22 protein-coding genes and 1 tRNA gene are annotated in these 25,124 nt (G+C 75.1%); 11 read left to right on the forward strand and 12 right to left on the reverse strand.

Features of this window, described 5'->3' with window-relative positions:
• The first annotated feature begins 15 nt into the window (after positions 1–15).
• The gene (locus G8D98_RS05495; protein WP_166100096.1) at positions 16–951 is read left to right on the forward strand and encodes a LysR family transcriptional regulator; all 936 of its coding nucleotides are present in this window, start codon (positions 16–18) and stop codon (positions 949–951) included.
• A gap of 37 nt (positions 952–988) precedes the next feature.
• Here G8D98_RS05495 and G8D98_RS05500 read toward each other — a convergent pair whose 3' ends face one another.
• Positions 989–2,161: an MFS transporter gene (locus tag G8D98_RS05500; protein WP_166100099.1), complete on the reverse strand. Its 1,173-nt coding sequence runs from the start codon at positions 2,159–2,161 to the stop codon at positions 989–991.
• A gap of 47 nt (positions 2,162–2,208) precedes the next feature.
• On the opposite strand from G8D98_RS05500, the gene G8D98_RS05505 reads away from it, so the two are divergent.
• Entirely contained in the window at positions 2,209–2,808 is a 600-nt protein-coding gene (locus tag G8D98_RS05505) for a TetR/AcrR family transcriptional regulator (protein WP_166100102.1), read from the forward strand.
• 58 nt (positions 2,809–2,866) lie between these two features.
• Here G8D98_RS05505 and G8D98_RS05510 read toward each other — a convergent pair.
• A tRNA-Tyr gene (locus G8D98_RS05510) sits at positions 2,867–2,950 on the reverse strand.
• A 62-nt stretch (positions 2,951–3,012) separates the two neighbouring features.
• On the opposite strand from G8D98_RS05510, the gene G8D98_RS05515 reads away from it, so the two are divergent.
• From G8D98_RS05515 to G8D98_RS05525, 3 genes are all read left to right on the forward strand, one after another.
• Positions 3,013–3,507 (forward strand): YajQ family cyclic di-GMP-binding protein, encoded by a 495-nt coding sequence (locus tag G8D98_RS05515; protein WP_166100104.1) that lies wholly within the window; start codon positions 3,013–3,015, stop codon positions 3,505–3,507.
• 202 nt (positions 3,508–3,709) lie between these two features.
• Entirely contained in the window at positions 3,710–5,134 is a 1,425-nt protein-coding gene (locus G8D98_RS05520; RefSeq protein ID WP_166100107.1) for a magnesium chelatase ATPase subunit I, read from the forward strand.
• Complete coding sequence (locus G8D98_RS05525) at positions 5,127–7,157, forward strand: VWA domain-containing protein (RefSeq protein ID WP_166100109.1); 2,031 nt, start codon at positions 5,127–5,129, stop codon at positions 7,155–7,157. The genes G8D98_RS05520 and G8D98_RS05525 overlap by 8 nt, the downstream gene beginning before the upstream one ends.
• 4 nt (positions 7,158–7,161) lie before the next feature.
• Here G8D98_RS05525 and pepN read toward each other — a convergent pair whose 3' ends face one another.
• Positions 7,162–9,642, reverse strand: coding sequence for an aminopeptidase N (gene pepN / locus G8D98_RS05530; protein WP_166100111.1), 2,481 nt, complete (start codon positions 9,640–9,642; stop codon positions 7,162–7,164).
• A 106-nt stretch (positions 9,643–9,748) separates the two neighbouring features.
• On the opposite strand from pepN, the gene G8D98_RS05535 reads away from it, so the two are divergent.
• The 6 genes from G8D98_RS05535 to G8D98_RS05560 all read left to right on the forward strand — a co-directional run bounded on the left by G8D98_RS05535 (position 9,749) and on the right by G8D98_RS05560 (position 16,439).
• Positions 9,749–10,885, forward strand: a complete 1,137-nt coding sequence (locus G8D98_RS05535; RefSeq protein WP_166100114.1) for an ROK family protein — start codon at positions 9,749–9,751, stop codon at positions 10,883–10,885.
• Positions 10,886–10,915: 30 nt separating this feature from the next.
• Positions 10,916–12,265: an extracellular solute-binding protein gene (locus G8D98_RS05540; RefSeq protein ID WP_166100117.1), complete on the forward strand. Its 1,350-nt coding sequence runs from the start codon at positions 10,916–10,918 to the stop codon at positions 12,263–12,265.
• A gap of 81 nt (positions 12,266–12,346) precedes the next feature.
• The gene (locus tag G8D98_RS05545) at positions 12,347–13,327 is read left to right on the forward strand and encodes a carbohydrate ABC transporter permease (protein ID WP_166100120.1); all 981 of its coding nucleotides are present in this window, start codon (positions 12,347–12,349) and stop codon (positions 13,325–13,327) included.
• Positions 13,327–14,166, forward strand: coding sequence for a carbohydrate ABC transporter permease (locus G8D98_RS05550; RefSeq protein ID WP_166100122.1), 840 nt, complete (start codon positions 13,327–13,329; stop codon positions 14,164–14,166). The genes G8D98_RS05545 and G8D98_RS05550 overlap by 1 nt, the downstream gene beginning before the upstream one ends.
• Positions 14,163–15,554 (forward strand): glycoside hydrolase family 3 protein, encoded by a 1,392-nt coding sequence (locus G8D98_RS05555; protein ID WP_166100125.1) that lies wholly within the window; start codon positions 14,163–14,165, stop codon positions 15,552–15,554. Before G8D98_RS05550 ends, G8D98_RS05555 begins: the two co-directional genes overlap by 4 nt.
• A 96-nt stretch (positions 15,555–15,650) precedes the next feature.
• On the forward strand, positions 15,651–16,439 hold the full coding sequence (locus tag G8D98_RS05560; protein ID WP_166100128.1) for a glucosamine-6-phosphate deaminase: 789 nt from the start codon (positions 15,651–15,653) through the stop codon (positions 16,437–16,439).
• 21 nt (positions 16,440–16,460) lie between these two features.
• Here G8D98_RS05560 and htpX read toward each other — a convergent pair whose 3' ends face one another.
• Genes htpX through G8D98_RS05605 form a run of 9 tightly spaced genes read right to left on the reverse strand, consistent with a single transcriptional unit; the run spans position 16,461 to position 25,118 of the window.
• Entirely contained in the window at positions 16,461–17,342 is an 882-nt protein-coding gene (gene htpX / locus G8D98_RS05565; protein ID WP_166100131.1) for a zinc metalloprotease HtpX, read from the reverse strand.
• A 58-nt stretch (positions 17,343–17,400) separates the two neighbouring features.
• Positions 17,401–18,861 carry a proton-conducting transporter transmembrane domain-containing protein gene (locus G8D98_RS05570; protein ID WP_229661810.1) on the reverse strand — a complete coding sequence of 487 codons (1,461 nt, stop codon included), beginning with the start codon at positions 18,859–18,861 and terminating at the stop codon, positions 17,401–17,403.
• Positions 18,858–20,339, reverse strand: coding sequence for a complex I subunit 4 family protein (locus tag G8D98_RS05575; protein ID WP_166100133.1), 1,482 nt, complete (start codon positions 20,337–20,339; stop codon positions 18,858–18,860). Before G8D98_RS05575 ends, G8D98_RS05570 begins: the two co-directional genes overlap by 4 nt.
• The gene (locus G8D98_RS05580; RefSeq protein ID WP_166100135.1) at positions 20,330–22,207 is read right to left on the reverse strand and encodes an NADH-quinone oxidoreductase subunit 5 family protein; all 1,878 of its coding nucleotides are present in this window, start codon (positions 22,205–22,207) and stop codon (positions 20,330–20,332) included. The genes G8D98_RS05575 and G8D98_RS05580 overlap by 10 nt, the downstream gene beginning before the upstream one ends.
• On the reverse strand, positions 22,204–22,518 hold the full coding sequence (gene nuoK / locus G8D98_RS05585) for an NADH-quinone oxidoreductase subunit NuoK (protein WP_166100139.1): 315 nt from the start codon (positions 22,516–22,518) through the stop codon (positions 22,204–22,206). Before nuoK ends, G8D98_RS05580 begins: the two co-directional genes overlap by 4 nt.
• Entirely contained in the window at positions 22,515–23,033 is a 519-nt protein-coding gene (locus tag G8D98_RS05590) for an NADH-quinone oxidoreductase subunit J family protein (protein WP_166100141.1), read from the reverse strand. The genes nuoK and G8D98_RS05590 overlap by 4 nt, the downstream gene beginning before the upstream one ends.
• Complete coding sequence (locus tag G8D98_RS05595; RefSeq protein WP_229661811.1) at positions 23,030–23,647, reverse strand: NuoI/complex I 23 kDa subunit family protein; 618 nt, start codon at positions 23,645–23,647, stop codon at positions 23,030–23,032. Before G8D98_RS05595 ends, G8D98_RS05590 begins: the two co-directional genes overlap by 4 nt.
• Positions 23,644–24,600 (reverse strand): complex I subunit 1/NuoH family protein, encoded by a 957-nt coding sequence (locus tag G8D98_RS05600; protein ID WP_166100147.1) that lies wholly within the window; start codon positions 24,598–24,600, stop codon positions 23,644–23,646. Before G8D98_RS05600 ends, G8D98_RS05595 begins: the two co-directional genes overlap by 4 nt.
• Positions 24,597–25,118: an NADH-quinone oxidoreductase subunit C gene (locus G8D98_RS05605; protein WP_229661812.1), complete on the reverse strand. Its 522-nt coding sequence runs from the start codon at positions 25,116–25,118 to the stop codon at positions 24,597–24,599. The genes G8D98_RS05600 and G8D98_RS05605 overlap by 4 nt, the downstream gene beginning before the upstream one ends.
• Positions 25,119–25,124: the final 6 nt, after the last annotated feature.

Below are 25,124 nucleotides of genomic sequence, written 5' to 3' on the forward strand. Positions count from 1 at the left end.
CCCGGAGAGGAGCCGATGGAGCTGCGCCAGCTCGTCGCCGCGGTGACCGTCGCGGACGTCGGGAGCGTGAGCAACGCCGCCCGCCGGCTGCACCTCGCCCAGCCGGCGCTCACCCGACGGATCCAGGCCCTGGAGAAGGACCTCGGCGTGAGCATCTTCGACCGCACGCCGAGCGGCATGCGGCCGACCGCCACCGGCGAGGCGTTCCTCGCCCGGGCCCGGCTCATCCTGCGGGACGCCGAGCGGGCCCGGGTCGAGGCGGGCCACGGCGCCGGGGAGGTCGCCGGCCAGGTGTCGGTCGGGCTGCTCGCGAGCATCAGCGAGCTCCTCGGGCCCGACCTCGCCGAGGCCGTCCGCTCGGCGCACCCGGCGGTCCGGCTGCGCGTGGACATCGGCTACTCCGGGCACGTCCGGCAGTGGCTCGAGGCGGGCGCGGTCGACGTGGCGGTCCTCTACGAGCTCGGGGACCGCCCGGGGATCCACAGCGACCCGCTCGTGCGTGAGCGCCTCGTGGTCGCCGGCCCGGCGGACTCGGTTCTGGCGCAACAGGACCAGGTCGACATCGCCGCACTGCCGGGCCCGTTCGTCCTGCCCGCCCAGGAGCACGCCCTGCGCATCCTCGTCGACGAGGCGTTCGCCGCCGCCGGCGCGACGGCGCGGGTCGCGCTGGAGACGAACACCGTCGACATGCAGAAGACGCTGGCGCACCGGGCGCTCGGGTGGACGGTGCTGCCGGCGAGCTGCATCGCCCAGGACGTGGCGAGCGGCCGGCTCGCGTCCGCCGAGATCCACCCTCCGGTCGAGCGCACCCTGGTCATCGCCCACACCGCGCTGCACCCCTCGCGTGCGGTCACGACGGTCGCGGACGCCCTGCGCGAGGTCGTCGAGAGGGTCATCGGCCGGGGCGCCTGGCCGTCGGCGCAGCTGATCGACGGCCGCACGCGACGGTGACCCCGAGGCGCCCGGTCGTCGGCGCACCAGGTGCGGCTCAGCCGGCACCGTCGTCCGCCGGGACCGGTGACGGCAGCAGCACGGCCACCGCACCGACGCCGGCGAACACGGCGAAGGCCCCCCGCAGCCCGAGGTGGCCGACGAGCAGCCCGGCGACCGGTGCCGCGAGCGCCTGCCCCGCGGCGATCGCGAAGAACCCGGCCCCGACGCCGGCCTCGACCGCCTCCGGCCAGACTCTCGTGGCGGCCACGAGCACGGCGCCCGTGAGCCCGATGTACCCCGCACCGAAGAGCGCCCCCGCACCGTAGGCGAGCAGGCCCTGGGGCGTGCTCGCCAGGGTCGCGGTCGACGCGGCCACGGCGAGCAGGAGCAGGCGCCAGAGGGCGGTGACACCGAGCCGTCGACCGAGGTCGCCGGCCGCGCCCCCGGCGAGCCCGGCGACGCCGATGACGACCCAGAGCACCCCGGAGGACTGCGGCCCCATGCCGCCCTCGCGCTCCACGAGGTCCCTCCCGAAGGTCCAGACCGTCACACTCGCCGCACCGGCGGCGAGGGCGAGCACGAGCAGGCGCGCTCCCCCGGGCGCCGGGCCCGGCAGCAGCCGCGGGCGGGGCGCCGGCGCCCGCGGCGGCGCCCCGGGGACGACGCGCCACAGCCAGAGGGTGACCGCGGCCGCCGCGACCGCGAAGACCAGCCAGGCCAGGCGCCACTGCCCGGCGACGAGCATCGCCACCGGACCGGAGACGAGGATCCCCCAGCCCGTCCCGGCGTTGACGAGCGTCTGGGCACGGTCGCGGCGCTCGGCCCGGACCCATCGGGCGACGGCGTCCGCGAGCGGCGGCGAGGCCAGGCCGGTGCTCGCCCCGGCGAGCAGGACCCCGAGGGCGAGGACCGCGGGCCCGGGCGCGAGCGCGACGGTCAGGGTCCCGATGCTCGCGCACAGCCCGGCGACGACGCCCGCCCGACGCGCTCCCCAGCGGGCCGTGGCCAGCACGGCCCCGGCGATGGCGATGCAGTAGCCGAGGTAGGACCCCGCGGCGATGACCCCCTGGAGACCCGCCGGGATGCCCAGGTCCGCGGCCATCCGGGGCGCGAGGAGGCCGTAGGCGAAGCGGGCGAAGCCGTAGCAGACGCCGACGAGCGCGACGCCCGCGGCCACGAGCTGGGCCTCCCCCGGGCGCGAGAGGGGACGCGGGGTGCTGTGGGACACGGAGGAGACTATAGAGCGATCGTTCTATTATGATCTATCGTGGCGGCATGGGCGCCGACACCAGCCGCCGGGGCCGCAACCGCACACCCCCGCGGGAGCGGCTGCTCGTCGCGGCCAACCGGCTCTTCTACGACCGGGGGATCGACGGCACGGGGGTCGACCGGCTCCTCGCCGAGGCCGACGTCGCCATCGGCTCGCTGTACACCCACTACCGGGGCAAGGAGGGGCTCGTCGTCGCCTACCTCCAGGACCGCGCCGACCGATGGGAGGCCTGCTGGGCGCAGTCGCTCGCCGCCACGACCGACCCCGAGGGCCGGGTCCTCGCAGTGTTCGACGCGCTGGAGCGGTGGAGCACCCAGGAGCTCGGCGCCCGGCACGGCTGCGCCCTGCTGGCCGCCGTGGCCCAGCTGCCCGCCGAGCATCCGGGCCGCGCGGTCGCGCTCACCCACAAGCACGCCGTGCACGAGCGGCTCCGGCGGCTCGTCGACGAGCTGCCCGGACGGGGCGCAGCCGAGCGCGAGAAGGTCGCGGCCGAGGTGGTCCTCGCCTACGAGGGGGCGCTCGCCACCCTCGCCCTGACCGCCGATGCCGGGGCGGTCGCGAAGGACGCCCGGCGGCTGGCCAGGCGGGCCCTGCGCGGCGACTGAGCGGACACGACGAGGCCCCCCGACCGTCGTCTCCGCTGGTCGGGGGGCCTCATGGCACTGGTGGCGGGTGAAGGATTCGAACCTTCGTAGCTTTCGCGACGGATTTACAGTCCGCTCCCATTGGCCGCTCGGGCAACCCGCCTGGTGCGCATGGAAGGATAGCAAGCCGCATCCGAGCCGCCGAATCGACGCCAGGAGGGACCGATGGCCGACAGCAGCTTCGACATCGTCAGCACCTACGACCGGCAGGAGGTCGCCAACGCGGTGAACAACGCCGCCAAGGAGATCGCCACCCGCTACGACTTCAAGAACGTCGGCGCGCGGGTGGAGCTGACCGGTGAGGTCATCCGGATGGAGGCCGAGACCGAGGAGCGCTGCTCGGCCGTCCTCGACGTGCTCCAGACCTGGCTCGTGCGCCGCAAGGTCTCCCTCAAGCACCTCGACGTGCCCGAGGCCGGGCCGCGGCTGTCCGGGAAGGAGTACAAGCTCGAGGTCCCGCTCAGGGAAGGCATCTCGAGCGAGAACGCCAAGAAGATCACCAAGCTCGTCCGCGACGAGGGCCCGCGCAGCGTCAAGACCCAGATCCAGGGCGACGAGGTGCGCGTCACGAGCAAGTCGCGCGACGACCTCCAGGCCGTCCAGCGGCTGCTCGCCGACCAGGACCTCGACATCGCGCTGACCTACACCAACTACCGCTGACCCGCCCCGCCCACCGGAAGACCTCTCCCGACCACGCCGATGTCGCGCAGCACCGGCCAGCTCGTCGAACCATGGCGCCATGACACCTCGAACGAGCGAGATCGCCAGGGGCCAGCGGGGTCGACGTGACCCGGAGAGGTCTTCCGGTGGGAAAGGGGGCTCGGGGGTCCCGTGGGGGCGGAAGCTGACGTAGCGTGAGGCGATGAGCGACCTCACGGTCCCCACGGCCACCGCGCCGCGCACCGCACCTCCCACCGCCAGCACGCTCGGCGAGCTGCGCGCCTCGGGCCACCGGGCCCGCTCGGTGCACGCCGAGATCCGGGCCAACCTGCTCGCCGCCCTGCGCGAGGGCCGCGACCCCTGGCCGGGGATGCACGGGTTCGGCCAGACCGTCATCCCCCAGCTCGAGCGGGCCCTGATCGCCGGGCACGACATCGTCCTGCTCGGCGAGCGCGGCCAGGGCAAGACCCGCCTGCTGCGCAGCCTCGTCGGCCTCCTCGACGAGTGGACCCCCGTCATCGCGGGCTCCGAGCTCGGCGAGCACCCGCAGGAGCCGGTCACCGCAGAGTCCCGCCGCCGGGCCGCCGAGCTCGGCGACGAGCTGCCCGTGGCCTGGCGCCACCGCGACGAGCGCTACGCGGAGAAGCTCGCGACGCCCGACACGAGCGTGGCCGACCTCATCGGCGACGTCGACCCGATGCGCGTCGCCGAGGGCCGCCGGCTCGGCGACCCCGAGACCATCCACTTCGGCCTGATCCCCCGCAGCCACCGCGGCATCGTCGCCGTCAACGAGCTGCCCGACCTCGCCGAGCGGATCCAGGTCGCGATGCTCAACGTCATGGAGGAGCGCGACATCCAGATCCGCGGGTACGTCCTGCGGCTGCCGCTCGACGTCCTCGTCGTCGCCTCGGCCAACCCCGAGGACTACACGAACCGCGGGCGGATCATCACCCCCCTCAAGGACCGCTTCGGCGCCGAGATCCGCACCCACTACCCGCGCGAGCTCGACGACGAGGTCGCCGTCATCCGCCAGGAGGCCGACCTCGTCGCCACCGTCCCCGACCACCTCGTCGAGGTCGTCGCCCGCTTCACCCGGGCCCTGCGCGAGTCCAGCTCGGTCGACCAGCGCTCCGGGGTCTCGGCCCGCTTCGCCATCGCCGCCGCCGAGACCGTCGCCGCCGCCGCGCTGCACCGGGCGACCACCCAGGACGAGCCGGAGGCGGTCGCCCGGGTCGTCGACCTCGAGGCCGCCCTCGAGGTGCTGCGCGGCAAGGTCGAGCTCGAGACGGGCGAGGAGGGACGCGAGCGCGAGGTGCTCGGCCACCTCCTGCGCACGGCCACCGCCGAGACCGCACGCCGCCGCCTGGGCGGTGTCGACCTGGCCCTGCTCGTCGAGGCCATCGAGGACGGGGCGATGGTGACCACGGGGGAGCAGGTCGGCGCTCGAGCCTTCCTCGACTCCCTCCCGGTGCTCGGCGAGTCCGACCTCTACGACGAGGTGGCCGGCCGGCTCGAGGCGGGCAGCGAGGGTGAGCGCGCCAGCGCCCTCGAGCTCGCCCTCGAGGGCCTCTACCTCGCCCGGCGGATCGGGAAGGACAGCGACGGCACGGAGACCGTGTATGGCTGAGCGGGCGCGCGGCCACCGGCGCTCCCGGTTCACCCGGTACGGCGGCGGTGACCCGCTCGCGCCGCCGGTCGACCTGCGCGAGGCCCTCGACGCCATCGGCGAGGACGTCATGGCGGGGTACTCCCCCGAGCGCGCGATGCGCGAGCTGCTCCGTCAGGGCACCCGCGAGCGCACCGGCCTCGACGAGCTGGCCCGACGGGTCGCCGAGAAGCGCCGCGAGACCCTCCAGCGGCACCATCTCGACGGGACGATGGAGGAGGTCCGGCGGCTGCTCGACGAGGCCGTGCTCGCCGAGCGCAAACAGCTGGCGCGCGACCTCGACGACGACGCCCGTTTCGCGGAGATGCGCATCGAGAACCTGCCCCCGACCCCGGCCGCCGCCGTCACCGAGCTCTCCGACTACGGGTGGCGCTCGTCGGAGGGACGGGAGAGGTACGAGCAGATCAAGGACCTCCTCGGGCGCGAGCTGCTCGACCAGCGCTTCGCCGGGATGAAACAGGCCCTGGAGAACGCGACCGACGAGGACCGCGCCGCCGTGCAGGAGATGCTGAGCGACCTCGGCGACCTCCTCGACGCCCACGCGCGCGGCGAGGACACCGACGAGCAGTTCCGCGAGTTCATGGACCAGCACGGTGACTTCTTCCCCGAACGCCCCGAGACCGTCGAGGAGCTCGTCGACGCCCTCGCCCAGCGGGCCGCCGCCGCCCAGCGGATGATGAGCTCGATGACCCCCGAGCAGCGTCAGGAGCTCATGGAGCTCTCGCAGCAGGCCTTCGGGTCACCGCAGCTGATGGAGCAGCTCTCCCGGATCGACGGCCTGCTCCAGGGCCTGCGCCCCGGGGAGGACTGGGGCGGCTCGGAGCGGTTCGAGGGTGAGCAGGGGCTCGGCCTCGGTGACGGCACGGGGGTGCTCCAGGACCTCGCCGAGCTGGACTCGCTCGCCGAGCAGCTCGCCCAGTCCCACCCCGGGGCGCGGATGGACGACGTCGACCTGGACGCCCTGACCCGCCAGCTCGGTGACGACTCCGCCGTCGAGGCCCGCGCGCTCGCGGAGCTCGAGAAGGCGCTGCGCGAGAGCGGGATGCTCACCCGCTCCGCCGACGGGTCGCTGCGGCTGTCGCCCAAGGCCATGCGCGAGCTCGGCAGGTCACTGCTGCGGGACGTCGCCGCGCGGCTGTCGAACCGCGGTGGCCAGCGCGACACCCGCCTGGCCGGCGCCGCGGGCGAGCCGAGCGGCGCGACCCGCGCGTGGGAGTTCGGCGACACCGAGCCGTGGGACACGACCCGCACGATGACCAACGCGATCACCCGGGTGGCCGCCGAGGGCGGTGACCCGCGCGGCGGGATGCGCCTCGACATCCGCGACGTCGAGGTCACCGAGACCGAGGCGCGCACCCAGGCGGCGGTCGCGCTGCTCGTCGACACCTCGTTCTCGATGGCCATGGACGGGCGCTGGGTACCGATGAAGCGCACCGCCCTCGCACTCCACCAGCTGGTCTCGACGCGCTTCCGCGGCGACCACCTCCAGCTGGTGTCCTTCGCCCGCTACGCCCAGACCATGGACATCGAGACGCTGACGGCGCTCGACGCCGAGTGGGACAAGGGCACCAACCTCCACCACGCCCTGCTCCTGGCGAACCGGCACTTCCGCAGGCACCCGAACGCCCAGCCCGTGCTGCTCGTCGTCACCGACGGCGAGCCGACGTCACACCTCGAGCCGGGCGGGTCGGTGTTCTTCGACTACCCACCCCACCCGCGCACGCTGGCGCTCGCGGTGCACGAGCTCGACGCCTCGGCCCGGCTCGGGGCCCAGGTCACCTTCTTCCGGCTCGGCGAGGACCCCGGCCTGGCCCGGTTCGTCGACTCGATGGCCCGCCGCGCCGGCGGGCGGGTCGTCGCCCCCGAGCTGGGCGACCTCGGCGCCGCGGTCGTCGGGTCCTACCTCGACGGCCGCGCACCGGGTCAGGCCGCCTTCGGCTCCTACCGCGACCTCTTCGGCGACCGGGGTTTCTGGGCCGGCTGAGCGCTCACCCGAAGCGGCGCCGGCTCTCGAGGACCTCGCGCAGTACGTGGTCCTCGTCGAGGAGCGCGCGGTGCACCCCCGGTGAGAGGTCCTCGCGGGCGAGCAGCTCGCTCGAGGCCGCGAGGGTCGCCGGCTCCACGAGCCACTTCGGGTGCAGGGCGGTCGCGACCCGGGAGAGGGCGTCCTCGCCCATCCGCGGCTCCAGACGGGCGAGGAGGTCCCCCACCCGCCCGACGTAGGGGCGCACGACGGCCGGGTCCTCGGCCACCCAGAAGCCACGGGCGACCTCGAGCGCACCGTAGTTGGACAGCTCCGGGTCCTTCGCCAGGGTCGACCACGCCCACTCCTTGGCCTGCGGCGTCGGGCGCGCGGCGCGCACGCCGAGCGCGGCGAGCCGCCCGGCGAGCGAGCGGTCCGCCTCCTGCGCGGCCTCGAGCTCGGCCTCCTCGAGGGCGTCCAGCGCCGCGAGCCGGCGCAGGACGAGCCAGCGGAAGTCGTCGTCGCCGGCGAGCTCCGGCGGCAGGTCCGCGCCGGCTGCCCACCGGTGCAGCCGCGCCTCGTCGCGCAGCGCGCGGGCACCCACCCGCGCGGCGAGGAGGCCCCACGCCCGCGCCGCGGGCCCGGAGGCGCCACGGGCACGCTGCCCGAGCGCGTCGGCAGCGTGCGCGACCCGCTCCATCGCCTCCGCCTGCTCGGCCGGGGGCAGGAAGAGCGGGACGACCGTGCCCGTCACGACGAGGGCGACCCGGGAGAGGACGGCCGCGTCGTCCTCCCGCGGCCAGGCCGACTCGAGGACGTCGACGACGACCCGCGGGTCGACCTCGCCCCGGTGCATGCCCCCGAGCAGCGAGGTCCACACCACCGTGCGGGCGACCGGGTCGGGCACGTCGGCGAGGCCGTCGACGAGGGCGGCGACCGTCCCGGGGTCGAGAGCGACCTCGGCCCACGTGAGGTCGCCGGCGTTGGGCACCACCAGCGCGCCCTCGGGGAGCCCGGCGACCCCGGGGACCTCGGCCCGCTCACCGGTGAGGACCACGTCCTCGCGCAGGGCCTCGCGCCCGTGGTCGAAGGCGGCGACGTCGAGGGTGTGCGGGCGGTCGGCCGGGTGCTCCTCGGGGGTGCGCCGGGTGAGCGTCCCGGTGCGGGTCAGCTCGAGGCGGTCCGCACCGGCGGTCCGCAGCCAGGCACCGGCCCACGGCCCGAGGTCCTCGCCGGCGGCCGCGGCCATCGCGGCGAGGAACTCGGCGAGCTCACCGTTGCCGTAGGCGTGCCCGCGCAGGTAGTCGCGCACGCCGGCGAGGAACGCCTCGTCGCCGATGTGGGCGATCAGCTGGCGCAGGACGGAGGCGCCCTTGGCGTAGGAGATGCCGTCGAAGTTCTGCAGGGCCGAGAGGGCGTCCGGGGCGGGCGAGCCCGCCACCGGGTGGGTGCTCGGCGCGCGTTCGGCGGCGTAGCCCCACAGCTTGCGGACGATGCCGAAGGACACCCACGACTGCGGCGCGCCGAGCGCCTCGGCCGAGGTCCGGTAGGCCATGTACTCGGCGAAGGACTCGTTGAGCCAGAGGTCGTCCCACCACCGCATCGTCACGAGGTCGCCGAACCACATGTGGGCCATCTCGTGGGCGATGGTGTTGTCGCGTTCGAGCACCTGGTCCGGCGAGGCCGCGCCCCGGAAGACGTAGGCGTCGCGGAAGGTGACGCACCCGGGGTTCTCCATCGCGCCGGCGTTGAACTCGGGCACGAACACCTGGTGGTACTCGCCGAAGGGGTAGCGGATGCCGAAGAGGCGGTGGTAGTGGTCCAGGCAGGTCCGGGTGGTCGCGAGCATGTGCTCGGCCTGCTCGCGCAGGGGGCGTTCCAGCGAGCGGCGGGCGTGGATGCCGAGCGGGACGCCGTCGTGCTCGGCGGTGACCGACGCCCACGGGCCGGCGCACACGGTGACGAAGTACGTCGCGAGCGGGGCGGTGCGCGCCAGCTCCCAGCGGCCCGGCGCGACCTGCGTCGCGCCACCGTTGCCGAGGACGCTCCAGTGCTCGGGGGCGCGGACCCCCACCGTGTACGGGGCCTTGAGGTCGGGCTGGTCGAAGCAGGCGAACACCCGGGGGGCGGCGTCGAGGAAGAGATGCCCGTAGACGTAGTCCTCCCCGTCCGCCGGGTCGCTCGAGCGGTGCAGCCCCTGGCCGTCGTGGCCGTAGGACATCGTGGCCTCGACCTCGAGCACGTTGTCGGCGGCGAGGTCGGCCAGCCGGAGACGCCCGTCGACGAGCACGTCCTGAAGCTCGCGGCCGTTGAGCCGCACCGAGTGCAGCGCCTGCGGGCGCAGGTCGACCACGGTGCTCTCCCCGGGGCGCCGGCAGGTGAAGGTGATGGTGGTGCGCGAGCCGAACACCTCGGGGCCGCGGTCGAGGTCGAGGTCGACCTCCATGGCCTCGACGGCAACGAGCGCAGCGCGGGAGAGGGCCTCGTCGTGGGTGAGGGAGGGCATGGGGCCAGCCAACCAGACCCCGGCCCGCCGGCCCCGACCCGGGCGGAGGTCACGATCCGGTCACGGCTCTTGCCGCGCTTTAGTTAGTACACTTTACTAACTTGTCATGAGCCCTCGTCCTCGCCGTGCCGGCAGCCCCACGGCGGTCCTGCCGGCCGACGGGCGCAGGGCCAACCTCAGCCTCGTCCTGCAGACGCTGCGGCGGCTCGGGCCGACCTCGCGCGCCCAGCTGGCCCGCGAGGTCGGCGTGACCAAGGTGACGATGTCCGACCTCGTCGCCGAGCTCATCGCCGACGGCAGGGTGCGCGATGCCGGGACCGCCGAGCAGGTCGGACCGGGCAAGCCCGCCACCCTCGTCGACCTCGACCGCAGCGGGCTGCTCACCCTCGCCGTGGACCTGTCGGTCCCCGCCCGCCCGCAGGCCGCGGTCGTTGACGTCACCGGCGAGGTCCTCGCCCGGGAGGAGCGCGACACCGCCGCCGAGGGCGTCGCCGGCCGCGGGCTCGACCCGCAGGTGGTCGTCGACCTCGTCCGCTCGGTCCTGGCGTCCGCGCCGCACCCGGTGCTCGGCATCGGCATCGGCACCCCCGGGCTCGTCGACCCGGACGGCCGGGTGCGCACCGCGCCGAACCTCGGGTGGCGCGACGTCGCCCTGCGCGACCTCGTGGCCGACGCGACGGGGGTGCCCGTCGTCGTCCTCAACGACTCCGACGCCGCGACCCAGGCCGAGCTGAGCGCCTCGCCCGAGAGCCTCGACATGGTGCTCGTCCAGGTCGGTCGTGGCGTCGGCTGCGGCGTCGTCAGCGACGGCCGGCTCGTCCGGGGCGCCCACCACGCCGCCGGTGAGATCGGGCACGTCACCGTCGGGACCGACGGTGGCCAGACCTGCTCGTGTGGCCGGCAGGGATGCCTCGAGACCTGGCTGTCGGCCCCGCGCCTGCGGGCCGCCGTCGAGGCCGGGAGCGACCCGGCCGACCCCGAGGGCGTCGTCGCGGTGGGCGGCCACCGGCTCGCCGTCGCGCTCGCGCCCCTCGTCGCCGCGCTCGACCTGTCCGAGGTCGTCCTCGCCGGACCGGCCGCGCTCCTGGAGCCGGTCGCCCCCGTCGTCGCCCGCAGCCTCGCCGAGCGGCTGCTGCCGAGCCTCGACACCCCCCTGTCCGTCCGCCTCGCCACGTCCCCGGAGGACATCGTCCTGCGTGGCGCAGCGGCCTCGGTCCTCTGGGACCGCCTCGGGGTCGTCTGACCCCCATACCTCCCACGAAAGGAACCCGAGATGAACCGGCGCCTTCCCCTCGTCGTCCTGACGAGTGCCGCCCTCGCCCTGTCGGCCTGCTCGAGCGGAGGGGGGAGCGACGAGCCGGCCGCGACGAGCACCGCGGACAACGCCGGGGAGACGGTCACCCTCTGGCTGGCCGGCGGCGACACCCCCGACGAGCTGCGCACCTACCTGCAGGACACCTTCGCCAGCGAGACCGGCGCGACCCTGAAGATCGAGGAGCAGGCCTGGGGGGACCTCGTGACCAAGCTGACGACGGCCCTGCCGGACGCGGCGAACACGCCCGACGTCGTCGAGCTCGGCAACACCCAGAGCCCGACCTTCACCAACGTCGGCGCCTTCATGGACATCTCCGACATGTACGACGAGCTCGGCGGCGACAAGCTGCTCCAGAGCTTCGTCGAGGCGGGGTCGGTCGACGACACGAAGTACGCGCTGCCGTACTACTTCGGGTCGCGCTACATGTTCTACCGCAAGGACATCTGGAAGAAGGCGGGCGTCGAGGTACCGACGACGCTCGAGGAGTTCAACAGCGCGGTCGCGACGATCGCCGAGGACAACCCCGAGGACATCAAGAACTTCTCCGGGTTCTTCATCGGCGGCCAGGACTGGCGCAACGGCATCTCCTGGATCTTCGCCAACGGCGGTGACCTGGCCACCAAGGAGGACGGGCAGTGGGTCTCCACCCTCTCCGACCCCGCCTCGCTCGAGGGCCTGACGCAGCTGCAGACGATCCAGCGCGAGGCGAGCAAGGCGCCGGCCGACGCCAAGGACCAGTCGCCGTGGCTGTACATCAACGACAGCGACACCATCCTCGACGAGGAGGGCAAGCAGACCAGCAAGACCTCGCTCGCGGCCGCGACGATCATGGCCCCCGGGTGGGCGCACTGGTCGATCGGCGACCTGGTCAAGAAGGACGGCAAGCAGGTGCGCGAGTGGAACGACGACACCTTCGGGGTGTTCGCGCTGCCGGGCACCGACGGTGAGCCGGCCCCGGTCTTCGCCGGCGGCTCGAACATCGCCATCTCGGCCAAGACGCAGAACCCCGAGCTGTCCGAGGAGCTCCTGCGGATCGTCTTCTCGCCGGAGTACCAGAAGATGCTCGGTGGCGCCGGCCTCGGCCCGGCCAACTCCGACTACGTCGACTCCCTCGGCGACGACGAGTTCGCCCAGGCCCTCATCGACTCCGCGTCGAACTCGAAGCTGACGCCCGCCGCTCCGGGCTGGGCGGCCGTGGAGTCCTCGCAGGTGCTCGAGGAGTTCTTCGGGAAGATCCGGGACACCGACGACCTCGCCGGGCTCGCCCAGCAGTACGACGAGAAGATCACCCCGATGCTCAACGGCTGACCCGCTCCCCCGGCGCCGGCGCGAGACGCGCCGGCGCCGGGGACCGCCCGACCCCGATCCGCCTGCCCCGAGGACCACGCCATGCCGTCGCGGACTCTCGACCACGACCCCCCGGGCTCCGCCAGCGGCCCGGTGCCCGCTCCGACCCGCTCCGCTGCACCGCGCCGACCCGGGTCCGGGGCGTCCCGCCGGCTGCCCTACCTGCTCGTCCTGCCCACCGTCCTCCTCCTGCTCGCCGCGCTCGGCTACCCCGTCGGCTGGCAGCTCGTGACGAGCCTGCGGCGCTTCGGCCTGGCCCAGCAGTTCGGCGCACCACCGCAGTGGGTCGGCCTGGACAACTACGCCGCCCTCGTGAGCGACCCCACGCTGTGGGGCGTCGTCGTGCGCTCGGTGCTCTTCTGCGTCGTCACCGCGCTCGTCACCGTCGCGGTCGGAGGGGCCGTTGCGGTGCTGATGAACGCCCTCGACCGGTGGACCCGGCTCGCCCTGCAGGTGGCGCTGCTCCTCGCCTGGGCGATGCCGATCGTCGCGGCGATGACGGTGTGGATCTGGATCGTCGACTGGCGCCGCGGGCTGCTCAACTGGGCCCTGGTTCACCTCGGGGTCGACTCCGCCGCCGGTCACAACTGGCTCGCGGAGCCGCTCTCCTTCTTCGTCGTGGCCTCCGTGGTCGTGGTCTGGATGAGCGTGCCGTTCGTCGCCCTGAGCATCTACGCCGGGCTGACCCAGGTCGGCCAGGAGGTCATCGAGGCGGCGATGCTCGACGGCGCGAGCGGGGTGCAGCGCCTGCGCTACATCTACGCCCCGCTCGTCGCGCCCGTCCTCTCGATCGTCATGCTGCTCCAGCTCATCTGGGACCTGCGGGTCTTCACCCAGATCAAGCTGCTCCAGGACGCGGGGTCGGTCGCGAACGAGACCAACCTGCTCGGCACGTACGTCTACCAGCTCGGCACCGGCAAGGGCGACTTCGGCACCGCGAGTGCCGTGAGCGTGCTCATCCTCCTGATCACGGTCGCCCTCAGCTGGTACTACGTCCGCTCCCTCATGGCCCAGGAGTCCTGATGCGCCGCTCCCCCCTCTCGCGCGCCCTGCTCGCCCTGCTCGGCCTGGCCGTCGCCGCGGTGTGGGCCTTCCCCGTCTACTGGATGCTCGACTCGGCGCTCCTGCCCAACGTCGTGCTCCAGTCCACGACACCGACGTTCCTGCCCTTCGGTGGTTCCCTGGACAACTTCGCCGCCGTCGTGTCCGACCCGGCCTTCGTCCGCGCGCTGTCGGTCTCGCTCGTCGTCACGCTGACGACGGTGGGCGCGGCACTCGTCGTCGCCTTCCTCGGTGCCCTGGCCGTGAGCCGCTTCCGGTTCCGCGGCCGCTCCGCGTTCGTCCTCGCACTCCTGCTCATCCAGATGCTGCCCGCCGAGGGGCTGTTCATCGCCCAGTACAAGATGATGTCCTCGCTCGGGCTGCTCAACCGCTCGCTCGCCCTCGCCGTGCTCTACACCGCAGCGGTCGTGCCGTTCACGATCTGGATGCTGCGCGGCTTCGTCGCCGGCGTGCCCGCCGAGCTCGAGGAGGCCGCGATGGTCGACGGGCTCTCACGCACCCAGGCGTTCCTGCGGATCACCTTCCCGCTGCTGGCCCCCGGCCTGGTCGCCTCCGGGGTCTACGCCTTCCTCCAGGCGTGGAACGAGTTCACCGTCGCGCTCGTCGTCATGACCGACGAGCAGTCGCGCACCCTCCCGCTGTGGCTGCGCGGCTTCGTCCAGGCCAGCGCGAGCCGCGAGACCGACTGGGGCCAGGTCATGGCCGCCTCGACCCTCGTCGCGGTCCCGGTCATCGTCTTCTTCCTCGTGGTCCAGGGACGGATGAGCAGCGGCCTCGTCGGCGGAGCGGTCAAGGGATGACCCTCGACACGGACCTGACCGCGGTCCTCCAACCGGGCTTCTCCGGGACGCACGTCCCGCCGTGGCTGCTCCAGGCCCGGGAGCAGGGCCTGCTCTCGGTGTGCCTCTACGGGGACAACGCCGGCCCCGACGGCGGGGTGGCGGAGGTCTGTGCGGCGCTGGTGGAGGCGACGCCCGGCGTCCTCGTCGCGGCCGACGAGGAGGGCGGTGACGTGACCCGGCTGCACTACCCGGACGGGGCGCCCTCGGTCGGCAACGCCGTGCTCGGCCGGCTCGACGACCCGGCGGTGACCCGGGCCGCCGCTCGGGGCATCGGGAGCGAGCTCGCGGCCCTGGGCGTCGGCCTGGACCTCGCACCGGTCGTCGACGTCAACTCCTCGCCGGAGAACCCCGTCATCGGCGTGCGCTCGTTCGGAGCCGACCCCGAGGCCGTGGCACGGCACACCGCCGCGTGGGTGACCGGCCTCCAGGGCACCGGGGTCGCCGCGTGCGCCAAGCACTTCCCGGGCCACGGCGACACGGTCGCCGACTCCCACCACGACCTGCCGCGGGTGGACGCCCCGGCCGAGCTGCTGCAGGCCCGCGAGCTGCGTCCCTTCCGCGCCGCGGTGGACGCCGGCGTCGCCGCCGTGATGACCTCGCACATCCTCCTGCCGGCGCTGGACCCGACGCACCCGGCGACGTTCTCGCCCGCCGTCCTCGCGCTGCTGCGCGACGGGCTCGGGTTCGAGGGCACCATCGTCAGCGACGCCCTGGACATGGCAGGGGCGAGCGCGCGGACCGGCATCCCCGAGGCCGCTGTCCGCGCCCTGGCGGCGGGCGTGGACCTGCTCTGCCTCGGACCCGCCACCGGAGCGCAGCGCCTCGCCGACGTGCGCCGGGCGCTGCGGGAGGCCGTCGAGACCGGGCGCCTGCCCCGCACCCGGGTGGCCGAGGCCGCGGCCCGCGTGCGGGTCCTCGCCGACCGCACCCTGCGCCCCGCGCCGGGGCCGGTGGAGCCGCCGGTCCCCCTCGCCGAGGCCGCCCGCGCCTTCACGCTCACCGAGCGTGCCCGCCGGTTCGCCTGCGGCCCCGCGCCGCTCGCGCTCGTCCAGGTCCCGAGTGCGAGCAACCTGGCCGTCGGTGGCGTCGCCTGGGGCCCGCAGGCCCTCGGCGAGACCGTTGCCGAGGAGGCCGTGCCGCCGGGCGCGCGCGTCGCCGTCGTCGGGCGGTCCATCGGGCCGGGGCACCCCGCCCACGAGGTCCGGCGCCGGCTGGCCGCGCGCGGCCACGACGTGGTCCTCGTCGAGTGCGGGTGGCCCCGGGGCGGGGCCGATGTCGAGACCTGGGGGTCCTCCCCCGCGGTCGCCGCCGCCCTGCTGCACGTGCTCGGTGGGGGGCGCCGGTGACGTCCGCGGTGGTGCCGGTGCGGCCGGCTCGACCGACGTTCCGGCACCGGCGGACCGCTCGACCCGCCCGCGGCCTGAGCACCTAGGCTGACCGCGATGGAGATCCTCGTCAGCCCCGACCCGGACCGCACCGCCGAGCGTGCCGCCGAGGCGGTGCTCTCCGGCCTCGCCCGCACGCACTCCGGCGACCCCGTCCTCGGGCTCGCGACCGGCTCCTCGCCGCTGGGGCTCTACCGCGCCCTCGGCCGCGCCGTCGACGCCGGGCGGGCCGACTTCGGCACGACCCACGGCGTCGCCCTCGACGAGTACGTCGGGCTGCCGCCCGGCCACCCCGAGGGGTACCGGCAGGTACTGCTGCGCGAGGTGTGCGGCGTCATCGGGCTCGCCCCCGAGCGGCTGGAGGTGCCCGACGGCTCGGCCGCTGGCTCCGCCGCGCTCGAGGCGGCCGCGGCTGCCTACGAGGCGCGCATCGCCGAGCTCGGCGGGGTCGACGTCCAGGTCCTCGGCATCGGCGCCAACGGCCATCTCGGCTTCAACGAGCCCGGGTCCGCCCTGACCTCGCGCACCCGGGTCAAGCGGCTCTCGGCACGCACCCGGCGGGACAACGCGCGCTTCTTCACCGGCCTCGACGACGTGCCGACGCACTGCCTGACCCAGGGCCTCGGCACCATCCTCGAGGCCCGCCGGCTGGTCCTCGTCGCCACCGGCGACGGCAAGGCCGACGCCGTCGCGGCCGCGATCGAGGGGCCGCTCACCGCGTCGGTGCCGGCCTCGGTGCTGCAGTGGCACGCCGACACCGTCGTCTGCCTCGACGAGGCCGCCGCGGCCGGGCTGCGCAACCGGCAGTACTACGACGACTCCGCCGCGGGGCTCCCCGAGGGCTGAGCCGGCGGCCGGCGCCGTGGCTCAGGGCTCGATGCGGTGCCCGTAGGCCATCTGCTCGAGCCGGGCGATCCGCTCGGCCATCGGCGGGTGGGTCGACATCAGCCGCGAGACGTCCTGGGCCCGGAACGGGTTGGCGATCATCATGTGGCTCGCGTTGACCAGCTGCCGGCTCGGGGCCAGTGGGGCCCGGGCCACCCCGAGCTCGAGCTTGCGCAGCGCGCCCGCGAGCGCCAGCGGGTCGCCGGTGAGGCGGGCGCCGTCCTCGTCGGCGTCGTACTCGCGCGTCCGCGAGATCGCCATCTGGACGACGACGGCGGCGATCGGCGCGAGGAGGGCCAGGGCCAGCCCGGCGAGCGGGTTGCGGTCCTCGTCGTCGCCACCGAAGAGTGCGGTGAAGGTGAGGAACTGGCCGATCGAGGAGATCACGCCGGCGATCGCCGCGGCGACCGACCCGGTGAGGATGTCGCGGTTGTACACGTGCATGAGCTCGTGCCCGAGGACGCCACGCAGCTCGCGCTCGTCGAGCAGCCCGAGGATGCCCTCGGTGCAGCACACGGCGGCGTGCTCGGGGTTGCGCCCGGTCGCGAAGGCGTTGGGCGCCTGGGTCGGGGAGACGTACAGCCGGGGCATCGGCTGGCTCGCGCGGGTGGAGAGCTCGCGGACGATCCGGTACATCTGCGGCGCCTGCGCCTCGGTGACCGGGTAGGCGTGCATCGCCCGGATGGCGAGCTTGTCGGAGTTCCAGTACCCGTAGGCGGTCGTCGCGAGGCCGATGAGCGCGAACAGCAGGATGAAGCCACTGCTGCCGGTGCCCTGGGCGAGGAACCACCCGATGACGAGCAGGATGGCCCACAGGCCGCCGAGGAGCCCGGCGGTCTTCAGGCCGTTGAAGTGGTTGTGCATGTCCGGTCAACGCTTCCGGGCGCCGATACAGTTCCGCGGGGCCGGGGCCCGCGCGGCCTCAGCCGACGGCCGTGAGCAGCAGGTGGGGCAGGACGCTCGCCACGGCGAGCAGCGCGGTCCCGACCACGAGGACGGTCGCGCTCGCCCACCCTCGTGGCGGTTCCCCGCCGGCGCGGGCGTCGCCCTCCCGCCGGGGACCGGGAAGGACCACGAGCCAGCGCAGGTAGACGGCGATCCCGAGGACGACCGCGACGACGGCGACGGCGACCATCGGCCAGACGCCCGCCGCAACCGGCGCGGAGACGGCGAGGATCTTCACGACGAGACCCACCACGCCCGGTGGCAGGCCGGCGAGGACGAGCAGGGCCAGGGCCAGCGCGCCACCGGCGAGCGGGTCGCGGCGCAGCAGCCCCCGGGTCTGCTCCAGGGAGCGGGCGCCGGCCCGGGAGACGGCCGCGAAGGCGACGAGGGTCGCGGTGGCGTAGGTGAGCACGTACGCGGCGGCGGCGCGCAGGCCGTCCTCGCTCAGGGCGGTCAGGGGCAGCAGCACCCACCCGGCCTGGGCCACCGTGGACCAGGCGAGCAGCCGAGCCGGGTCCTCCTGACGCAGGGCGAGGACGGTGCCGAGCAGGAGGGAGAGAGCGGCCGGTAGCCCGAGGACGAGGGCCGGGCCCGGGCCGTCGACGACGCCGGCGAGCGCCGAGACGAGCACGAGGAGCGCGGCGGTGGCCGAGAGCTTGGAGGCGCCGGCGAGGAACGCCGTCGTGCCGAGGTCGGCCCGGGGGTAGACCTGCGGGGTCCACGCGTGGAAGGGGACGAGGGAGAGCTTGAACCCGAGCCCCGCGACGAGCAGCGCCACCGCCAGGGCGAGGACCGCCCGGCGCTGCGGGTCCTCCCAGGCGCCCGCGGCCGCGGCGGAGGAGAAGGTCGGCTCCCCGGTCGCGGTGAGCCAGAGGCCCGCCCCCAGGACGAGCAGGGCGAAGGACGCGAGCGAGGTGACGAGCAGGCCGAGGGCGCCGTGGGTGGCCGGGCGCGTGCCACGCAGCGCGACGAGGGCGACCACGGGCACCGTGGCCAGCTCGAGCGCCACGAGCCAGCCGCCGAGGTCGCGGGCCGCCGCCACGGCGACGCCGCCGGTGGTCGCGGCGAGCAGCAGGGTCGCGGTGACGGCGGTGTCCCGCCGCAGCGCCGCTGCCTCGTGGACGAGGGCGAGCGCCGCGGCCGCCGCGAGGAGGACTCCCGCCTGCAGTGCCGAGGCACGTGGCCCGGCGCTCCACAGGCAGGCGTCACCCGGCGCCGGCAGGCACAGCGTCCGCGCCGGGTCCTCCGCCGCGACGAGGGCGGCACGGACCGCCGCCACGGCCCCACCGACGAGCACGCAGGCGGCGACCGGCAGCGCCCAGCGCCCACCGGCCCGCCCGGGGGCCAGGGCGTCGCCCACGAGGAGGAGCACCACCCCGAGCACCGGCGCCAGCGCCGGGGCGAGGACGAGCAGGTCCACCGACACGACCGTGCTCACCGCAGGCCTCCGAGACCGGCCACGGCGTCGGCAGTGGACGAGAGCACGAGCATCGGGGCGACGCCGAGGACGACGACGGCGCCCGCGAGCGTCACGAGGACCCACCGCTCGACGCCGACCGCGTCGGTCCCCGTGCCGGCGTCCGCGGCCGGGCGGTCTCCCGCCCAGACCAGGCCGGCGACCCGCAGGGCGTACGCGGCCGCGAGCGCCGCGCCGACGGCGGCGAGGACCGCGGCGGCGACGAACACTCCGCGCGGGCGGTCACCCGCGGGCGCCCACGCCGAGTAGAGCGCGAGCAGCTCTCCCCAGAACGTCGCCAGGCCGGGCAGCCCGAGGCTCGCCGCGAGGCCGACGACGAGAGCCAGCCCGAGCCGCGGCGAGGTCTCCCGCAGGGCGGGCCGGCGGACCGCGAGGTCGACGCTTCCCCACCGCTGCTTGAGCCCACCGACGAGGACGAACAACAGCGCGGCGACCAGACCGTGGGCGACGTTGGCGAGCAGCGCCGCCTGCACCCCGGTCTCGGACCCGCTCGCGAGCGCGAGGACGACGAACCCCATGTGCGCGACCGACGAGTACGCCACGAGCCGCTTCAGGTCGCGCTCGACGAGGCACACGAGCCCGCCCCAGACGACACCGACCGCCCCGGCGACGGCGAGCACCGGCGCCAGGCGGCCGAACCCGTCCGGCACGGTGGCGAGCGGCAGCCGGACCAGGCCGTAGGTCCCCATCTTCAGCAGCACGGCCGCGAGGAGCACCGACCCCGCGGTCGGCGCCGTCGTGTGGGCCGGCGGCAGCCACGTGTGCAGGGGCAGGACCGGCACCTTGACGGCGAGCCCGAGGACGAGCAGGAGTGCGACGGCGAGCTGCCGGCCGGGGCCGAGGGCCGCGCCGGCACCGTCGGCGAGCTCGCGCAGGTCCGCGGTGCCGGTGGAGACCACGAGCAGGAGGATGCCGACGAGCAGCGTGCTCGAGCCCGCCGCCGTGTACAGGACGAACCGCCCGGCGGCGTCGGCGCGGGCGCGCGGGTCGCGTCGGTCGCCGTAGCGGCCGACGAGCACCCACATGGGGACGAGCACGACCTCGAAGGCGACGAGGAAGAGCACCGCGTCCCGGGCGGTGAACGTCGCGAGCGCCCCCGTCTCGACGAGCAGGAGGCAGCCGAGGTAGCCCGCGGGGCTGCCCCCCGGCGGCAGCTCGACCCACGCGTGCGCCGTGACGACAAGCCCGATGCCGGCGGTGAGCAGCAGCAGCGGGGCCGAGATGCCGTCGGCGGCGAAGGACCAGCGCAGCCCGAGCTCGGGCAGCCAGGCACGGTCGACCTGCGAGCCGGTGACGAGCACAAGGACCGCGAGCACCGCGGTGCCGAGGGCGCTCGCCGCGGCCAGCGGGCGCGCCAGCCGGGGCGGCGTGGCGCGCCCGGCGGTGACGAGCCACAGCCCGGCCGCCGCGGGGAGGGCGAGCAGCAGGCTCACGACCATCCCAGCACCCCCACGGCGCCGAGGAGCAGTGCACCACCGACGACGAGCCCCACCGCGGTGCTCGACCGCTCCCCCCGGTGCAACCGGGAGCCCAGCCAGCCGGCCGCGCGGGTGGCGAGCGCCGTCCCGCGCACGTAGCCGTCGACGACCTCGGTGTCGACGTAGGCGACGACCCGGGCCAGGCGGAGGACCGGTCGGGCGACGACGCGCCGGTAGAGACCGTCGACGCCGAGGCCGCGGTCGGCGTACGGGACGAGGCGGCGCGCGAGGACCTCGGCGGGGTCGCGGTCCAGGCCGCCGACGAGCGCGAGCGCGACCCCGACCCCGACGACGAGGACGGTGAGGACGAGCCACAGCAGGGACACCTGGTGCAGGGCGAAGGACCCGGTGAGCACGACGAGCCCGCCGAGGACGGACGCCCCGGTGAGCGCCCACAGCACGGCGGGCGCGGCCGGGGTGACCGTGCCGGCCCGCGGCCGGTCGCGCCGGTGGGCCGTGAGGAGGAGGTAGCCGCGGGTGGCGTACGCGGCGGTGGCCGCCGAGGTGAGCACGAGGGCGACGAGCACGAGCACCCCCGGCCCGTCGCCGGCGACCGCACCGTCGTAGGCCGCTGCGAGCACGTGCTCCTTGGAGACCCCGCCGACGACGAGCGGCACCCCGGCGAGCGAGAGGAACCCCACGAGGAGCGCCGCCCGCAGGACCGGCGTGGCGCTCGCGCTCCCGCGCATCCGGACCGCGGCGGTGCCCCCCGCCGCGACCGCCGCCCAGCCCAGCGCGAGGAAGAGCAGCGACTTGAACAGGGCGTGCGACCACAGGTGCAGCAGGCCGGCGTCGGGGCCGTCAGCGGGTGGCGCGGCGGCGACCGCCGAGAGCATGACGCCCACCTGGCTGACCGTCGACCAGGCGAGCATCCGCTTCAGGTCGCTCTGGGCGAAGGCGAGCACGGCCGCGAGCAGCATCGAGACCGACACCGCGACGCCGAGCACCCAGCGGGCCGTCGGGCTGTCGGCGAGCAGCGGGTGCAGGCCCGCGAGCACGACGGTGCCGGCCGCGACCATCGTCGCCGCGTGGATGAGCGCGCTCGCGGGCGTCGGGCCCTCCATGGCGTCCGGCAGCCAGTCCTGGAACGGGACCTGCGCCGACTTGCCGAGGACCCCGACGACGAGGAGGACGAGCAGGACGGTCCGCGCGCGGCCGTCGGGGGCGTCGCACGCCCCGAGCGCCTCCGGCAGGGGGGCACCGGCGGCGAGCTGCTCCTGCAGGCAGCCGGTCGGCTCCCGCCAGGCCCCGACCACCCCGGACAGCCCGCTCGTCCCCGCGCCGGCGACGAAGCCGACGACCCCGAGGACGAAGCCGATGTCGGCCACCCGGGTCACGAGGAAGGCCTTGAGGGCGGCGCGGCGGGCCTCCGGGCGCCGGGACCAGTGCCCGATGAGCAGGTAGGAGCACCAGCCCATGACCTCCCAGCCGACGAGCGTCAGGACGAGGTCGGCGGACACGACGACGAGCAGCATCGCGGCGGTGAAGAGCGAGACGGTCGCCGCGAACTGTCCGTAGCGGTCGTCGGCCCCGAGGTACCACGTCGAGTAGGCCTGCACGGCCAGGGCGACGAGCGCGACGACGGTGGCGACCGCGAGCCGGGCGGGGTCGGTGGCCGTGGCGAGGGGCAGATCGAGCCCGCCGACCGGCAGGTCGAGCACGTGCCCGGCGGTGCTGCCCGGCTCGAGCACCCAGGCGATGCCGGCGAGCAGCAGGGTCAGACCGCCGGCGAGCACGGCCACCGCACCGGCCCACCGGTCCTCGCGCCGGACCACCACCCCGACGAGCGAGGCGAGGGCGGGCACCGCGACGAGCAGCCAGGGGCTCACGGCGCGTCCTGCGCGGTGGCCGGGGCGTCGAGGTCGATGCTGCCCCGTGCCCGGAATGCGGCGAGGACGACGGCGAGCGCGACGACGACCTCGGCGGCGGCGACCGTGACGACGAACAGGGGCAGGACGCTGCCGGCCGCCCACCGGTCGGCGCCGGCGGCCTGGGTCGTCACGAGGAGGACGAGCCCGCCGCTGAGCACGAGCTCGACCCCGACGAGCAGCAGGACCGCGTTCCGGCGCACGGCGACCCCGGCGACGCCGAGACCGACGAGCACGGCGGCGAGCAGGTACGGCCCGAGCAGGTGGATCACGGCACGGCCTTCGGGTCTCGGGACCGGTGGCCGCGGGCCACCGCGAGGGCGCCGACGAGCGCCGCGAGGAGGAGCAGGGAGAGCAGCTCGAAGGGCCACACCCACGTCCCGAAGAGCTCGCCGGCGACCTGCGTCGTCGTGACCTGCGCCCGGTCGACGGACCCGTCCGCGAGCGGCACGAGCACGCTGGCGAGCAGACCCGCGCTCGCGAGCCCGAGCAGACCGGCGCCGACCGCCCGCCACGGTCCCACGGCGTGCGCGAGGTCCGGGCCGGCCGGTGCGCGGGTGAGCATGAGCGCGAACAGGACGAGCACGACGACCGCGCCGACGTAGACGAGGACGAGGACGAGGGCGACGAGCTCGGCGCCGAGGACGAGGAGGGCCCCGGCGACCCCGAGCAGCGCCACGACGAGCCACAGCGCGGCGTGGACCACGTGCCGGGTGACGACCGCGAGCAGGCCGCCGAGGACCGCGAGCACCGCGCTCGCCGCGAAGGCGGTGTCCAGGGCGGTCACGACGGCTCCTGCGGTGGCGGGTCGCGCACGACCCTCGGTCGTACGGTCCGTGGCGGCCGGGTGCCTCCGCCCCCGACGAGCCCGGTGCCGCGGGCCGGGCGGTTGGCCGCCGCCACCTCGCCGGGCTCGGCCGCGCGCTCGTCGAGCGCGGGCGGCGGCGGCACGGTGGCCATCCATCCCCCGAGCCGGTCCTTCTCGTGCAGCAGGTCGCGGATGTCGGTCTCGGCGTACTCGAACTGGGGGCTCCAGAAGAGGGCGTCGAAGGGGCAGACCTCGACGCAGATGCCGCAGTACATGCACAGCGAGAAGTCGATGGCGAAGCGGTCGAGGACGTTGCGCTGGCGTTCCCGTCCGCCCGGGGTGGCCGCGGGGAGGGTCTCCTTGTGCGAGTCGATGTAGATGCACCAGTCGGGGCACTCCCGGGCGCAGAGCATGCACGAGGTGCAGTTCTCCTCGAGCAGGGCGATCACCCCGCGGCTGCGCGGGGGCAGCGTCGGTGCGACGTCGGGGTACTCCGCGGTGTGGCTCGGGCGCACCGCGGTGCGCGCGGTGGCGGCCAGCCCCTTGAGCACGCCCGGCAGGCCACCGCGGCCGCGTCGGTCCCTGGCGCTCACCACCCGGCCACCACCCCGGCCGCGGTGAGCACGACCTGGGCCAGCGCGAGCGGCAGCAGCCACAGCCAGGCCAGCCGTTGCAGCTGGTCCTCGCGCAGCCGGGGCCACGACACCCGCACCCAGATCACCGCGAGCGCGACGAGCAGACCCTTGCCGAGCGTCCACAACCAGCCGAGCGCGTCGGGGAGCGGGCCGTGCCAGCCCCCGAGCCAGAGGACGGCGAAGAGCAGGGACACGACGACGATCCCGGCGTACTCGGCGAGCAGGAAGAACGCGAAGCGCAGCCCCGTGTACTCGGTCCAGGCGCCCATGACGAGCTCGGCGTCGGCCACGGGCATGTCGAAGGGTGGGCGCTGCAGCTCGGCGACCCCCGCGAGGAGGAAGACGAGCGCCCCGGGCAGCTGCCACAGCAGCCACCAGGGGCTCCACCGCTCGGCGAGGGTGGCCAGCGAGAGCGAGCCCCCGGCGAGCGCCACCGAGGCCACCGCGAGCACGAGCGGCAGCTCGTAGGAGACCAGCTGGGCGGCGGCCCGCAGCCCGCCGATGAGCGAGTACTTGTTCCCGCTGGACCACCCCGCCATGAGGGTGCCGAGCGCGCCGACGGACGTCGCGGCGAGGACGAGCAGGACCGACCCGGGGACCTCCAGCGCTGCGACGCCCGGGTGGACGGGGAGGGCCGCGAGCGCGACGAGGTAGGGCACGAGGGCGACGGCCGGCGCCAGCCGGAAGACCCAACGGTCGGCCGCCGCCGGCACGAGGTCCTCCTTCTGGACGAACTTCACCCCGTCGGCGACCAGCTGCGCCCAGCCGTGGAAGCCACCGGCGTACATGGGCCCGAGCCGGCCCTGCATGTGCGCCATGACCTTGTGCTCGGCCTGGCCGACGACCAGCGGCAGCACGAGGAAGGCCGCGAGTGCCGCGACGGCCCGGGCGACCACCTCGAGCAGGGTCATCGCGGGCCCCACTCCGGCGGCGGCACCCCGGCGGCCTGGACGCGGCGGCGGCTCGGGGAGCGCGCGGACTCGTGCCCCTCCCCCGGCTCCTTCCCACCGGGCCACGGCTTGCTCGCCCGGGCGGCCAGCTGGAAGGACTTGCGCAGCGGGGTGCCCTCGAAGCCGTCGGGCAGCAGGAGGGGTCGCAGGCCGAGCCCGGTGCCGTCCTCGAAGCCGGCGAACTCGATGCCGAACATCTCGTGGGTCTCCCGTTCGTGCCACGCGGCGCCGGCGAAGACCTCGGTGACCGACTCCAGGGCCTCCCCGTCGGCGACCCGGGTGACGAGCAGCAGCCCGCGCAGCGCCCCCGGGCTCGTCACGTCGTAGAGGTGGCACACGACGTCGAAGCCCGGGCCCGGATCCTCGTAGGTGCGGTCGACGGCACTGAGCCAGTCGAGGAAGGCATAGCCCTCGTCGCGGGCGGTGGCCACCGCGGCGCGCCAGGCACCCGGCTCGACCGTCCTCGTCTCGTCCGCCACGCCCGG

This window comes from Phycicoccus endophyticus, from assembly GCF_011326735.1.
Taxonomy (GTDB): Bacteria; Actinomycetota; Actinomycetes; order Actinomycetales; family Dermatophilaceae; genus Phycicoccus; species Phycicoccus endophyticus.